Genomic DNA, 13,102 nt, shown 5'->3' with positions numbered 1-13,102 from the left:
GGGCTATTTGCGCCAGTGCGGCATGGACTTGACCGCGCCCCCCACATGGATGGGGCGCGGCACACGGTAGGCATCGGGGAAATCCTTGCCGCGGAAGCCGTAGATGCTGTCATGGGTGCAGAGATCGTCGCGGATGAGGGGCCAGACCTGTTCCATCAGGAAGGCCTGATCGCCGAAGCGGTTGTTGAAATGGCGCTGGGCCTGCATGATGAGACCCTTCATGTCCGGGATCACCCCGGCAACGCCGCCCCACATTCCCGCGAGCATGAGCTCCATGTGGTAGATGTGGTCGCGCATGACATGGAAGCGCTTGCCAGACCTGATCCAGTCTTCCACAGCGATGAGTTCCTGCGCATTCAGCCGGCTGTCGGTGTCGCGGCAGATGAAGCGGTCAACATCGGGGTCGTCTGAGGCGAAGAAGCGCCACATGGGGCGGACGGCCTGAAGGGCCGGGTCTGTCATCATCACCACCTGTGCGCCTTCATCGCGCAGGATTTGCAGGGCGTCGGCGGGGACGGTGCTGTCGCAGTAGAAGCGGCAGGTCCAGCCGTAATACATGTTCGGCGCGAGGCGGGCATTGACGATGGCGCCATGGACATAGACCGGGTTGTCACCCCAGAGGCTGAAGGAAATGATGTTGCGGCGGCGGCCCGTGGCATCGAAGGGCGGGTTGCGGTCAGTCAGTGCCACCGCAGCAGCGGGGGAGCCGGGGAAGCGGGCGACGGCAAGCCGATCCTTGGCGTCGAGGTTGATGCGCCCGGCGGTGACGGCCTCGGCTTCGCGACCGGCACGGCAGAGGCTGACGACGAGCGTGTTGCGGGTTTCTATGTCATCCTTGAGGGTCAGGGCCTTCTGAAGGATGGTCACGGCTTCGGAGAAGCGGCCTTCGTTCTTGAGAAAGACGCCGTGCAGGCTCCATCCTGTGAAATAGTCGGGATGGCGGGCGTTGAGGTCGTGATAGGCGGCCTCGGCCTCGGGCATCATCTGGCCTTCCTTGAGGGCCGTGGCGCAGTAGAGCAGCGGTTCGGGAAGGGAGATGTCCAGATCGGCGGCGCGGCGGAAGGCTTCGGCGGCGGCGAGGTAGTCCTTGTTGCGGCGAAGCGCGTGGCCGAGGTTGAAATGGACCTGCGCGTCGGTGCTGCCCTGATCGGCGGCGTGGCGGAGGGCGGGGAGCGCGTCGTCCCAGTGGCCCTTGCGGGCGAGTTCGAGGCCGGTCTGACCGAGGGTTTCCGTGCTTGTCCTTGCCATGATGCGCCCGTGCTTTGCCTGCCGGGACGTTCATATCCGTTAAAGTTGACGGCAGAAAAGCGAAAGGATGGCAGCGGGTGCCATCCTTTCACGGTTTCGGCTGTGTCTTCGCCTATTCGGCCACGTGGAGGCTGGGCCTTGAGGGCGGGGAGGGGCGCGTTTCGATTTCGGCCAGACGCTGACCCAAGGCGTCGATCCGTTCGGCGAGGACATGGGCGGGCGGTTCCTCGGGTTCTGCCTCTTTCGGGCCGATGATGCGGCTGAAAAAGCGGGTCACGACGCGCGACAGATCATCCATGATCAGGAAGAAGGCCGGGACGATGACCAGCGACAGAACGGTGGAGACGATGATGCCGCCGATCACCGCCGTCGCCATGGGCGCGCGGAAGGAGCCGCCTTCACCCACGCCCAGCGCGGAGGGAAGCATCCCGGCGGACATGGCGATGGAGGTCATCACGATGGGGCGGGCGCGTTTGTGCCCTGCCTCGATCACCGCCTCAAACCGCGACATGCCCTGATTGCGCATCTCGATCGCGAAGTCGATCAGGAGGATGGCGTTCTTCGTCACGATCCCCATGAGCATCAGGATCCCGATGAGCACCGGCATGGAGAGGGCCGAGTTCGTGAGGATCAGCGCCGCCGCCACCCCGCCGATGGCGAGGGGGAGGGAGAAGAGGATGGTGAAGGGCTGGATCACCGATTTGAAGAGGAGGATCAGCACTGTCAGCACCAGCATCAGGCCGAGGATCATGGCATTGCCGAAGGCGGCCATGAGTTCCTGCTGCACCTCGGCATCGCCGGCTTCTTGCACCCGGACGCCGGGGGGGAGTTCGACACTGGCGATGATTTCGTTGAAGCGGGCGGTCGCGGTCCCCAGCGCCACGCCCACGGGCAGGTTGGCCCCGATGGTGGCGCGGCGTTCGCGGTTGAGACGGTCCACGGTGGAGGGGCCTTCGGCGATGGCGATATCGGCCACGGCAGAAAGGGGAACGGTGGCCCCGGTCGCCGTGGTGAGTTTCAGCGACCCGATGCGGGTGAGATCTTCGCGGCTGGCGTCGTTCAGGCGCACCCGGACAGGGATCAGGCGGTTGTCGATGGACAGCTTGGCCAGCGCGGCATCCACGTCGCCGATGGTGGCCACGCGGACAACCTCGGCAATCTGGGCGGTGGTGATGCCCAGGCGGGCGGCTTCGTTGGCACGCGGGGTGATCTGGATTTCCGGGCGGGGCAGCGCGCCTTCGGAGGCGACATTGGCCAGCAAGGGATCGCCGGAAAGCGCCTCTTCGAGGCGGGCAACGGCGGTATTCAGATCAGCCTCGTTATCGGCGAGGATGGAGAAAGACAGGTCGCGTTCGCCCCGGTCGTTCAGCTTGAAGGCGCGGATATCGGGGACGGCGGCGAGGCGCTTGAAGATTTCCGCCTCCACCTCGTTCTGAGGGATGGTGCGACCGGTGTTTTCGACATCGGGGACGACAAGTCCGACAACGGGAATGGCATTCGCGATCTGCGAGAGTTTCAGCAGGAGCGAATGGTCGAGCCTTTGCAGGAGCACCGTCACGGAGGCGCGGCGGATGTCGCGGTCACCCGTGGGCGATGAGCCGCCGAGGACGAAGACGTTTTCCACGCCTTCGACATCGCGGATCACGTCAACCATCTGCTGTGTGGTGCGGTCGGTTTCGGCCAGGGTCGTGCCGGGGGGCAGTTCGACCGAGATCGGAATGCGGCTGACGTCTTCCGGCGGGATGAAGCTGCCGGGGACCTTGAGCATGAAGTGGATGGAGACGGCCAGCACGGCGATGGCGCCGACCAGCGTCAGGTAGCGGGCCGGGATGAAGAGGAAGCGGCCCGAGGTGGTGGCGCGGACGAGGCGGAGATAGCCCTTCATCATGGGGCCGTCTTCGCTGTGCTTTTCCTCGGCATCCTTGGCGCGCATCAGATAGGCGGCCATCATCGGCGTGATGAGGCGGGCCACGACAAGCGAGAAGAGGACGGCGATGGCCACAGTCAGGCCGAATTGCCGGAAATACTGGCCGGGGATGCCGGGCATGAAGGAGACCGGCACGAAGACCGCGACGATGGTGAAGGAGGTGGCGATGACGGCGAGGCCGATCTCATCGGCGGCGTCGATGGCGGCACGGTAGGGCGACTTGCCCATCCGGATGTGGCGGGCGATGTTCTCCACCTCCACGATCGCGTCATCGACCAGGATGCCGGTGGCCAGCGTGATGGCGAGGAAGCTGACGAGGTTCAGCGAGAAGCCCAGAAGATCCATCACATAGAAGGTGGGGATCGCCGAAAGCGGCAGGGCGACGGCGGAGATCAGCGTGGCGCGCCAGTTCTTGAGGAAGGCCAGCACGACGAGTACGGCGAGGATGGCACCTTCGATCAGGGTGTGAAGGGCGGCTTCGTAGTTGCCATAGGTGTAGAAGACGGTTTCATCGACGAGCTTGATCTGCACCTCGGGATGCGCGGTGCGGAGCTGGTCGAGTTCGGCATTGACGACTTCGGCAACGGACACCTCGGAGGCACCCTTGGCGCGGAAGACGGCGAAGGTGACAACCTGTTCGCCGTTCAGCCGCGAGAAGGAGCGGAGTTCTTCATAGGTGTCGTTGACCTGGCCGAGATCGGACAGGCGGACATGGCGGCCGGAGGGAAGGGCGATGGTGGTGTTGGCCAGCCGTTCCACGGTCCGGGCATCGCCGAGGGTGCGGATGGCCTGTTCGGCGGCGCCGAGTTCGGAGCGGCCGGAGCCGAGATTGGCGTTGGTGGCGCGGAGCTGGCTGTTCACCGCGCTGGCGGTGATCCCGTAGCTGTCGAGTTTCACGGGATCGAGTTCGATGCGGATTTCGCGCTCGGCCCCGCCGTAACGATCCACCCGCCCGATGCCGGGCTGGCCCTGAAGGCTGCGGATCACGGTGTCATCGACGAACCAGGAGAGTTCCTCGATCGTCATGTCGGGGGCGGAGACGGCGAAGGTCATGATGGCCTGACCTTCGACGTCGATGCGGGTGACGACGGGTGCCTCGATTGAGCCGGGCAGGTCGCCGCGGATCTGGTCGATGGCATCCTTGGTGTCCTGCACCGCCTTGTCCGTGGGCACTTCCATGCGGAATTCGACCACGGTGGTCGAGGTGCCGTCGGTGACGGTGGAGACGACGTTCTTGACCCCGGTGATGCCGGCGACGGCATCCTCGATTTCCTTGGTGACCTGCGTTTCCAGTTCCGCCGGGGCGGCGCCGGACTGGTTGACCGTCACGGCGACGAGCGGGACGTCGATATTTGGGAAGCGGGTGATGGGCAGGGAGTTGAAGCTTTGCCAGCCCAGCACGAGAAGCAGAACGAAGGCCAGAAGCGGGGCGACGGGGTTGCGGATGGACCAGGCGGAGAAGTTCATCGCGGAAACCTCAGTTCATCGCCACGGGGACGGGGTTGATCTTGTCGCCATCACGGACGAAGGCGCCTGCCTTGGTGACCACGGTATCGCCGGGCGAGAGGCCCTCGACGATCTCGATCCAGCCGCCATCGCGGATACCGGTCTTGACGGGAATGCGGGCGACGGTGCCGTCGGTGACCTTCATCACCGTGCTGCCTTCGGAGGAGGCGCCGACAGCCGTCACCGGCACGGCGATGGTTTCCCGTTCGGCAACGAGGATTTCGGCATCCATGAACATCCCGGCGCGGACCCCATCGGGTTCGTCGATGGTGATGCGGGCGCGGCCAAGTCGGGTGGTGGTGTCGATGGTCGGTTCCACCAGCCGGACCGTGCCGGTCAGCCGATCGGGTGCGCCGACGGCGATCATGCTGACGGTCTGGCCAGGAGCAAGGCGCATCAGGTCGATCTCGGCCACGTCGCCGGAGAGTTCGAGCGCGCCGTCGCGGATGAGCGTGAACATGGGTTGACCCGCGCCGGAGGCGATGGAGCCGATCACCGCGTTGCGGCGGGTGATTTCGCCGGCGACGGGGGCCTTCACCTCGGTCCGTGACAATTGCAGATCGACATTGGCGAGTTGGGCCTGCACCAGCGAAAGCTGTGCGCGCGCCGCTTCGAGCGACTGGACGGCGACGGTGACGCGGGCGGTGGAGGCGATGGCATTCGCGCTGGCCTGATCGGCGGCGGCCTGCGAGGCGGTGCCCTGCGCCTTGAGCGCGGCGGTGCGTTCGTTGACGCGCTGCGCCTCATCGGCGGAGGCCTGGGCTTCCAGAAGCTGCGCTTCGGACTGGGCGATGGTGGCTTCGGCCGAGGCGAGCGAGGCCTGATACTGGCTTTTCTGGAGTTCGAGGGTGGTCTTGGAGAGGGTGGCGAGGACCTGCCCCTCGGTGACCCAGTCGCCGACATCGGCGAGGAGCGTTTCGATGGGTTGGCCTTCGATGAGCGGGGCGACCTGCACCTCTTCGACCGGGTTCACCAGACCAGAGACGATGACGCGGTCGCGCAGAAGGCGCGTCTCGACGGTGGAGACGGTGATGGCGGGAAGTGTGGGGGCCGGTTCCACGGCGGTTTCGTCTGCGGCGCGCAGCGGCGTGGAGAAGGCGAGGGCGGAGAGGAGGGCGGAGGCGACCAACAGGGCACGCATGGGGATCAACCTTTCAGATCGTCGCTGACGATTTCATCGAGAATGCGGTTCGCAGTACGGATGGTGAGGGCAGTCAGATGTTCCCGCGCCTCGGGTGTCTGGCTGCGGTGCATGGCGCTGGCCTTGACCATCATCACCAGAAGGCTGGCATGGGCGCCGTAAGTGGCCTGCGCTTCTTCGAAGGAGATGCCCTTCACGCGGGCGAAGACGATGCAAAGATAGCGGCCGACTTCCGTCTCCATCTGCCGGGTGATTTCGGCGATCTCGGGTTTGCGGAGGGAGGCGGCGGTGACTTCGGCCCAAAGCTGGCCATCGGCGTTGCACTGGTCTTCCTCGATCCTGTAGCGCAGGGCTTCGCGCAGGGTGCGCATCGGATCGGGGCTTTCGATGATCTTGCTGAATTCCTCTTCGACTTCTGCCAGATCGCGGGTGACGAGGGCAGCCACGATGGCGGCCTTGGAGGGGAAGTAGCGGTAGAAGTTCCCCACGCTCATGCCGCAGGTGCGGGCGAGATCCTGCATCGAGGCCCCGTCGAAGCCTTTCTCCGCAAAAGCGAGGCGGACGCCTTCGAGGATCTCGACGGCGCGGACTTCGGATTGCGGCGGAGTGCGGTCTGGCTGGTTCACGGAAGCCTTGCGGGGTTCGGGGCGGGGTTCGGGAGGGAGAATGAACGTTCATTCACACATAGAGACCCTGCCCGCAGCGTCAAGGGGATTCTTCGGCGGGAGTACCGGCGTGGACCGGTTTCGGAAGGGTACGACCGGGCCTTTCTTTGCGCATTGCGAAATTAGCGGTTACTAACTGGAGATTATAAGATGCAATTGCAGCGCAATTGAAGGTTGCGGGTTATTTGCTTTTGGGGCAGGCCGGAGCGCAGCGCCTGTCCGGGTTTCCGTGGGGTGGGCGGCGTCATGGGCGCGCTCGTTTCGCCCCTCGGGATGGGCGGGGCGCGGCGGCGGCCATGGGGGGAGTTTGGCCGTGAGCTCGGGTGAAGCTGGGCGGCGGGGAGGATGGCGCGGGCGGCGGTTGGCGCCCAAGTTTGGCCATAATGTGACCTTGGTGCCACGAATTTGGCCGAATTGAGGCTTTTTCAGGGGGTTTGCTGCCCTAAACTGAGGTTTATGGCCTCATCAAGGTCCCAGAACGCTGGTTGACGGGGGGAAATCCTGGTGTGCGACGTGATTCGTTTCCTCGGGGGTCGGCACTGTTGACCGTGCTTAAACAGCTTGCACGCATAGGTTGTGCTTTGCGATATCACAATACCGTAGGGCGTGAATTACGGCGTATTTTGGAGAGGCAAAAGGCATAATTAAGGCGAAAATTTGACCGGAAGGCTGTCCTCGCGTTAACGAAAGTTAATGCCATCCCATCCGTTGGGATGCACCGATCGCCAGGAGTTACGGTCATGAAGTCACGTCGTTCGCGCTATATCCCGAAAAGGGGCAAGGTTGCCGGTTTCGGCTCTGCCTTCATCATCATGGGAACGCTGTTCATCCTGCCGAATACCGCAGGCGCCGAAGTTCAGTCGTTGTCCATCGACGATGAAGAGTGGTGCGAGATCCTTGAAGAGGAACCGCTGAACGAGGCGCTTCTGGCGGAGCTGCGCAAGCGGCCGGACTATCTGCGCATCTTTGAATATGTGCAGAACGAGTGCGGCGATCTGGCTGGCCTGCTGATCGGGCCGACCGGCACGGTCTCGACCGTGGCAGATCGGCCTACGGAAGGCCCGCCGAACGACACGCCCGATGACGAGGACGACGGCGATACGCCCACTGAACCGACCGATGGCTCGGATCCGACGATCCCGACCAATCCCAGCGAACCGACCGGTCCGACCGGCCCGAGCGATCCTTCGGGCCCGACCGGGCCGTCTGGTCCCAGCGATCCTTCGGGTCCGACAGGGCCGTCCGGTCCCAGCGATCCTTCGGGTCCGACAGGGCCGTCTGGTCCCAGCGATCCTTCGGGTCCGACCGGGCCGTCCGGTCCCAGCGATCCTTCGGGCCCGACCGGGCCGTCTGGCCCCAGCGATCCGTCGGGTCCGACCGGGCCGTCCGGTCCCAGCGATCCGTCGGGTCCGACCGGGCCGTCCGGTCCCAGCGATCCGTCGGGTCCGACAGGGCCGTCTGGCCCCAGCGATCCTTCGGGTCCGACCGGGCCGTCTGGTCCCAGCGATCCGTCGGGCCCGACAGGGCCGTCCGGCCCGAGTGACCCGCATGATCCCGAAGATTCGGGTGACTCGAATGGCGACAACTCGGAGTCCGGGGACGGCAATGGCGGGAACTCCGGCGGCAACGGGGGCAACACCGGCGGCAACGGGGGGAACTCCGGAGGCAACGGGGGTAATTCCGGCGGCAATGGCGGGAACTCCGGTGGCAACGGGGGTAATTCCGGCGGCAATGGCGGGAACTCCGGTGGCAACGGGGGCAACTCCGGTGGCAATGGTGGGAACTCCGGCGGCAACGGGGGCAACTCCGGCGGCAATGGTGGGAACTCCGGTGGCAACGGGGGCAACTCCGGCGGCAATGGTGGGAACTCCGGTGGCAATGGGGGCAACTCCGGCGGCAATGGCGGGAACTCCGGCGGCGGCAATGGTGGCGGTTCGGGTGGCGGCAACGGCGGCGGCTCGGGTGGCGGCAATGGCGGCGGTTCGGGCGGCGGCAACGGCGGCGGTTCGGGCGGCGGCAATGGCGGCGGTTCGGGCGGCGGCAATGGCGGCGGTTCGGGCGGCGGCAATGGCGGCGGTTCGGGCGGCGGCAATGGCGGCGGCTCGGGTGGCGGCAATGGCGGCGGCTCGGGTGGCGGCAATGGCGGCGGCTCGGGTGGCGGCAACGGTGGCGGTTCGGGTGGCGGCAATGGCGGCGGCTCGGGCGGCGGCAATGGCGGCGGCGGTGGCTGCAACACCTGAGGCCAGCTTGTGATAAAACAGGAAAGCCCGCATCTCGGTGCGGGCTTTCGCTTTTCCGATCAGCCGTTATGGATCAGCCGAGATCGCGCCTTTCGGCCTCATAGGCGGGCAGCACCGGTTCGAGCTGCCGGGCAAACCGCTCCGAGAACCCCACCAGATCGGCCCGGATCGCGCCGACGCCATCCAGCGACCGCCCCGGCAGAAGGTTCAGCGCGCGGCCGTCATCGCCGGCGGCCTGGCGGAGGGCAGCATCCTCGACCGGAAGGCCGAACTGGGTGAGCAGGCGGGTGGCGGTGCCGACGGGATCGGCGACCATCTCTTCATAGCGGATTTCGGCCATGGGATTGGGCATCGTGGCCATCCAGCGCCGCGCGAGAAATTCGGTGCGGGCGATGGCGCGGGCGGCCGTGCCGAGATCGTAGGTGTAGCGATGCGCCTTGTTGAACTGCTTGAAATAGAGCGAGGCGGCGAGATCGCGCGGGTCGCGACGGACGAAGATGATGGGCACATCCGGATGCAGCGGCCCGAGCAGGCCAAGCTGTTCAAGGCTGCCCGGCGTGGTGTCGATGCAGCGCAGCGCGGACTTCTTCGGCCCATGTTTCAGACGGTCGGCAAAGTGATCGCGGATCGGCTGGCCGGGCAAGGCGCGGAGGGCCTGCATCGTGCCATCGGCGCCGCCTGTCCGATCGACATCGAGGAACAGGTTGTAGAGAACCGAGGTCTCGCCCACGGCGAAGAGCGCGCTTTGCGAACCGAGCAGCTTTTCCAGAAGGGTCTTTCCCGAGCGCGGCAGCCCCGCGATCACCAGAAGCGGGCAGGGATCGGGTGCCTTCATCGGGGAATATCGCCGCTGGAAGGCGGCATCGAGTTCCGGAAGAAGGCGGCTGAACGCGTATTCGAGGCGGCGGTTTTCATGCACCTCGTCGCGCATCCGGCGGTTGCCTTCGTCGAAGAGGCGGAAGGCCATGTCGTCTTCGCCAGCGACCATGTGGATCTGGGCACGCAGGAACCAGGTGGAGGCGCGATCATAGGCCTTCATTTCGGGGTCGTCGGCGGCCTTGGCGAGACGGTGATAGATGTCATCGTCCGGGGCGATGTTTTCGAAATCCATCAATTCTCGGATCGAGTTCAGATGGACGGGCGTGTCGCGCAGGATGGCGCGATAGATGGCCGAGGCCTTGTCCCAGCGGCGGGCGAGGACGTGAATCCGTGCCTGCATGATGCGGTGCGTGATCGAGCCGGGAAAGAGCTTGGACGCCTCGCGCGCGTTTTCGAGGGCAAGGTCGAGCCGTTCCATCCCGATGAAGGCGCGGGTGCGTATCTTCCAGACCTGCGGCTGCTTGCGGTCGATGCGGGTGACTTCGTTGCAGAGGATTATGGCCTGTTCGAAGCGGCCGTCCTCCTCGGCCTCTCCGGCGTCCTCGCAGCGCTCGGCGAGGGCTTTTTCCAGACTGCTCACGCTCATGTCCGTTTCTTGGTCTTGTGATCCCGCGCGATAAGGCCTCGCTGGACCTGACGCGTCAATGCGCCCGTTCGGCAGTGGCGATGGACAGGCGGGGGATTGCGCGTTCCGGTCAGCTATTGGGAAGCATCCCGCCCGCCATGACCGACACCCAGCGCGCGGGTTGGCGCGGATCTTGCAGACGCAGGAAGGTGTAACCCGTCTTGTGCCAGGGAAGGATGCGCGAGGTCATGTTGTCGAGGACGAGATCCTGTGTGCCGGTGCGAAGGATCAGGACCGCATGGGACTGACGCTTGCGATCGAGCACCGCGGCGATGAGGAGCTGTTCGGCCGGAATGCCGGCGCGGATCAGTTCGCGTTTCTTGTAAAGTGCGTAATCTTCGCAATCCCCGCCGCGCGCGGTCGGCAGCGACCAGCGTTCCGCGATGCGGTACTGATTGATGTCGGAGACCGGGCGGATGATGCGGTTCGCCTTGGAATTGACGGCGCGCACCGTCTGCATGACGCTTTCACCGATGGGCAGGAACTGACCGGAGGTCGCGCAAGCCCAGTCATAGGTGGCGCAGAGGCCACGGGCGCCGGGCGGCGGATGTGCCTCGGCCCGGATCGGGATCATGTCCACGGTCGGGCGGCGCGCGTCGATGGCGAGGGCAGGCATCGTTGACGAAAGGCCGATCACGATGGCGAGCCACGCGATACCGGTGCGAGGCGCACGGGCATGAGAGTGGTGGAACAGGCGAGCGAGCATGGTAGTCCCCAGGAATGGCAGAGCAGCGAGTACAGGGGACATTTCCCGCGGGGCGTGGTTGGGGCCGAAACGGGGCAATATCGGCACATCTCTGCGACCAGGACTGGGCAGAATTGCAACCAATAGAGGTAGTTAGCGGGTTTTCTCGCCTATTGGTTATGATTTAGCATCAGTTGCGTGCATCCGTTCGGATGGGGTCGAAGAGCAGCCGCAAACCGTTCAGAACGACGAGAAGCGTGCCCCCCTCGTGCCCGATCACGGCGAGGGGAAGGGGAAGATCGAAGAACAATCCTCCGATCACGAGGACCACCATCGCACCCAGGGCGAAGGCGAGGTTCTGGCGGATGATCCGCGCCGTCCGGCGCGCGAGGTGGTGGGCGGCGGCAAGCCGTTCCATGTTTTCGGACAGGAGCGCCACTTCCGCAGCCTGCAAGGCGACTTCGCTTCCGGCGGCGCCCATGGCGATGCCCACATCGGCGCGGGCCAGCGCGGCGGCGTCGTTCACGCCATCGCCGACATAGGCGACCGGCCCCTCGCGGGCGAGATCATCGACAAGACGGACCTTTTCGCCGGGGAGAAGATCGGCGTGAATGTCCTGCGGCGCGAGGCCAAGCGCCGCCCCGATGCGGAGCGCGACCGGGCGGCGGTCGCCCGTCATCATGCACAGCCGGGTGATACCGGCGGCGCGGAGAGCCTGAAGCCCAAGGCGCGAGGTTTCGCGCGGCTGGTCGGCCACGGTGATGACACCCAGAAGTTTTTTGCCGGTCCCGAAATAGACCACGGTTTCCGCCCCGTCCTGAACGGCGGAAAGGGCGGGGTGATCCCCGGCCGCCTGCATCCTTTGCAGCATGCGCGGGTTTCCGGCCCAGACCTGCGCGCCGTCGTTAAGGCCTGTGATGCCTTCGCTGGGATTGGAATTGACTTCTGTTACGGAAAGCGGCGTCAGACCCTGAGCCTCGGCCGCGCGGCGGATGGCGGCGGCGATGGGGTGTTCCGACTGCGACTCGAGCCCGGCGGCGAGGGCAAGAAGGGCGGAGGGCGGACCCTGGAGCGGGATGATCTGCGTGACTTCAGCCTTGCCGGTGGTGAGGGTGCCGGTTTTGTCGAAGGCGAAGGTGCGGACTTCGGCCAAGCGTTCCAGCGCCGCCCCTCCCTTGAACAGGACCCCACCCCGGGCGGCTGCGGACAGGGCGGAAAGGATGGCGGCCGGAACGGAGATGACCACGGCGCAGGGGCTCGCGGCCACAAGGATGGTGGCGGCGCGATAGAGGGCGTCCGCCTCGGGCATGCCGAGGCGGATGAAGAGGAGGAAGAGCAAGGTGGAGCCGAGAAGGACCGCCACGGTATAGCGCTGACCGAACCATTCCGAGAAACGTTCGGACGGGGCCTTCATCGCCTGGGCCTCGGTCACCATGCGGATCATGCGGGCCACGGTGGATTGCGACAGCGGGCGGTCCACATGCAGGGCGAGGATGGCGGTCAGGTTGACCGTTGCTTCGTGCAGCTTTGCGCCGGGGGCCTTTTGCGCGGGGATCGACTCGCCCGTGATCGAGGATTCATCCAGGGCGCCTTCGCCTTCGATCAGCGTGCCGTCCACCGGCACGCGCGCGCCCGGGCGCAGGATGACCGTGTCGCCGATGGCGAGCTGGGCGACGGCCACTTCTTCGGTGCTGCCATCCGCCTTGCGGCGGATCGCGGTTTCCGGGCGCAGGGCCATCAGCGCCTCGACCGCGCGGCGGGCCTTGCCCATGGCCCTTTCCTCCAGGGTGCCCGAGAGGGAGAAGAGCGTGAGAAGGACCGCGCCTTCGACGGCCGCGCCCACGGCGGCGGCGGCAAGAGCGGCGATGACCATGAGCAGGTCGATGTCGAGGATATGGTCTACCCAGAGCGCGCGGAGGGCGGAAAGCGCGGCTGGAATGCCCCCGGCAAGATAGACGGACCAGAGCGCGGCATCGGCCAGTTTCGGGGGCAAGGGCAGGAGAAAGGAATCACAAAGGACCAGGGCCATGCCGACCAATGTGATGGCCGTCATGGGCAGGCCGAGTCGGCCGTCTGTCAACAATTCCTTCATGTTTGCATGATTATCCCCGTGAAGCGGCGCAGCAAGCGGATAAGGCGCAATACGGGAACGGTGCATTCAACCGCGGGGATATTGTGATTCAAGA

General features: G+C 65.5%; 8 protein-coding genes. 1 reads left to right on the top strand and 7 read right to left on the bottom strand.

Translation table 11 applies throughout. From position 1 onward, the window contains the following. Nucleotides 1-3: 3 nt before the first annotated feature. The 4 genes from C0V75_RS04815 to C0V75_RS04800 form a co-directional block, all read right to left on the bottom strand. On the bottom strand, nucleotides 4-1,248 hold the full coding sequence (locus C0V75_RS04815) for a tetratricopeptide repeat protein (RefSeq protein WP_101919717.1): 1,245 nt from the start codon (nucleotides 1,246-1,248) through the stop codon (nucleotides 4-6). A 112-nt stretch (nucleotides 1,249-1,360) separates the two neighbouring features. Then, complete coding sequence (locus C0V75_RS04810) at nucleotides 1,361-4,642, bottom strand: efflux RND transporter permease subunit (protein WP_101919716.1); 3,282 nt, start codon at nucleotides 4,640-4,642, stop codon at nucleotides 1,361-1,363. Nucleotides 4,643-4,652: 10 nt separating this feature from the next. Then, nucleotides 4,653-5,822 (bottom strand): efflux RND transporter periplasmic adaptor subunit, encoded by a 1,170-nt coding sequence (locus C0V75_RS04805; protein WP_101919715.1) that lies wholly within the window; start codon nucleotides 5,820-5,822, stop codon nucleotides 4,653-4,655. Nucleotides 5,823-5,827: 5 nt separating this feature from the next. Continuing rightward, the gene (locus C0V75_RS04800) at nucleotides 5,828-6,448 is read right to left on the bottom strand and encodes a TetR/AcrR family transcriptional regulator (protein WP_254216370.1); all 621 of its coding nucleotides are present in this window, start codon (nucleotides 6,446-6,448) and stop codon (nucleotides 5,828-5,830) included. 779 nt (nucleotides 6,449-7,227) lie between these two features. Between C0V75_RS04800 and C0V75_RS23245 the strand changes: the two genes are divergently transcribed. After that, entirely contained in the window at nucleotides 7,228-8,727 is a 1,500-nt protein-coding gene (locus C0V75_RS23245) for a hypothetical protein (protein WP_216821397.1), read from the top strand. A gap of 73 nt (nucleotides 8,728-8,800) precedes the next feature. On the opposite strand, the gene C0V75_RS04785 is transcribed toward C0V75_RS23245, so the two are convergent. The 3 genes from C0V75_RS04785 to C0V75_RS04775 all read right to left on the bottom strand — a co-directional run bounded on the left by C0V75_RS04785 (nucleotide 8,801) and on the right by C0V75_RS04775 (nucleotide 13,008). Further along, nucleotides 8,801-10,192, bottom strand: a complete 1,392-nt coding sequence (locus tag C0V75_RS04785; RefSeq protein WP_101919714.1) for a sulfotransferase — start codon at nucleotides 10,190-10,192, stop codon at nucleotides 8,801-8,803. A gap of 109 nt (nucleotides 10,193-10,301) precedes the next feature. Beyond that, nucleotides 10,302-10,937 carry a transglutaminase-like cysteine peptidase gene (locus C0V75_RS04780; RefSeq protein ID WP_158241773.1) on the bottom strand — a complete coding sequence of 212 codons (636 nt, stop codon included), beginning with the start codon at nucleotides 10,935-10,937 and terminating at the stop codon, nucleotides 10,302-10,304. A 169-nt stretch (nucleotides 10,938-11,106) separates the two neighbouring features. After that, complete coding sequence (locus C0V75_RS04775; protein WP_101919712.1) at nucleotides 11,107-13,008, bottom strand: heavy metal translocating P-type ATPase; 1,902 nt, start codon at nucleotides 13,006-13,008, stop codon at nucleotides 11,107-11,109. Nucleotides 13,009-13,102: the final 94 nt, after the last annotated feature.

This window comes from Tabrizicola sp. TH137, from assembly GCF_002855575.1.
Taxonomy (GTDB): Bacteria; Pseudomonadota; Alphaproteobacteria; order Rhodobacterales; family Rhodobacteraceae; genus Paragemmobacter.
The sequence above is the reverse complement of the archived record's forward strand: the minus strand, read 5'-3'. Positions and strand labels throughout refer to the sequence as shown.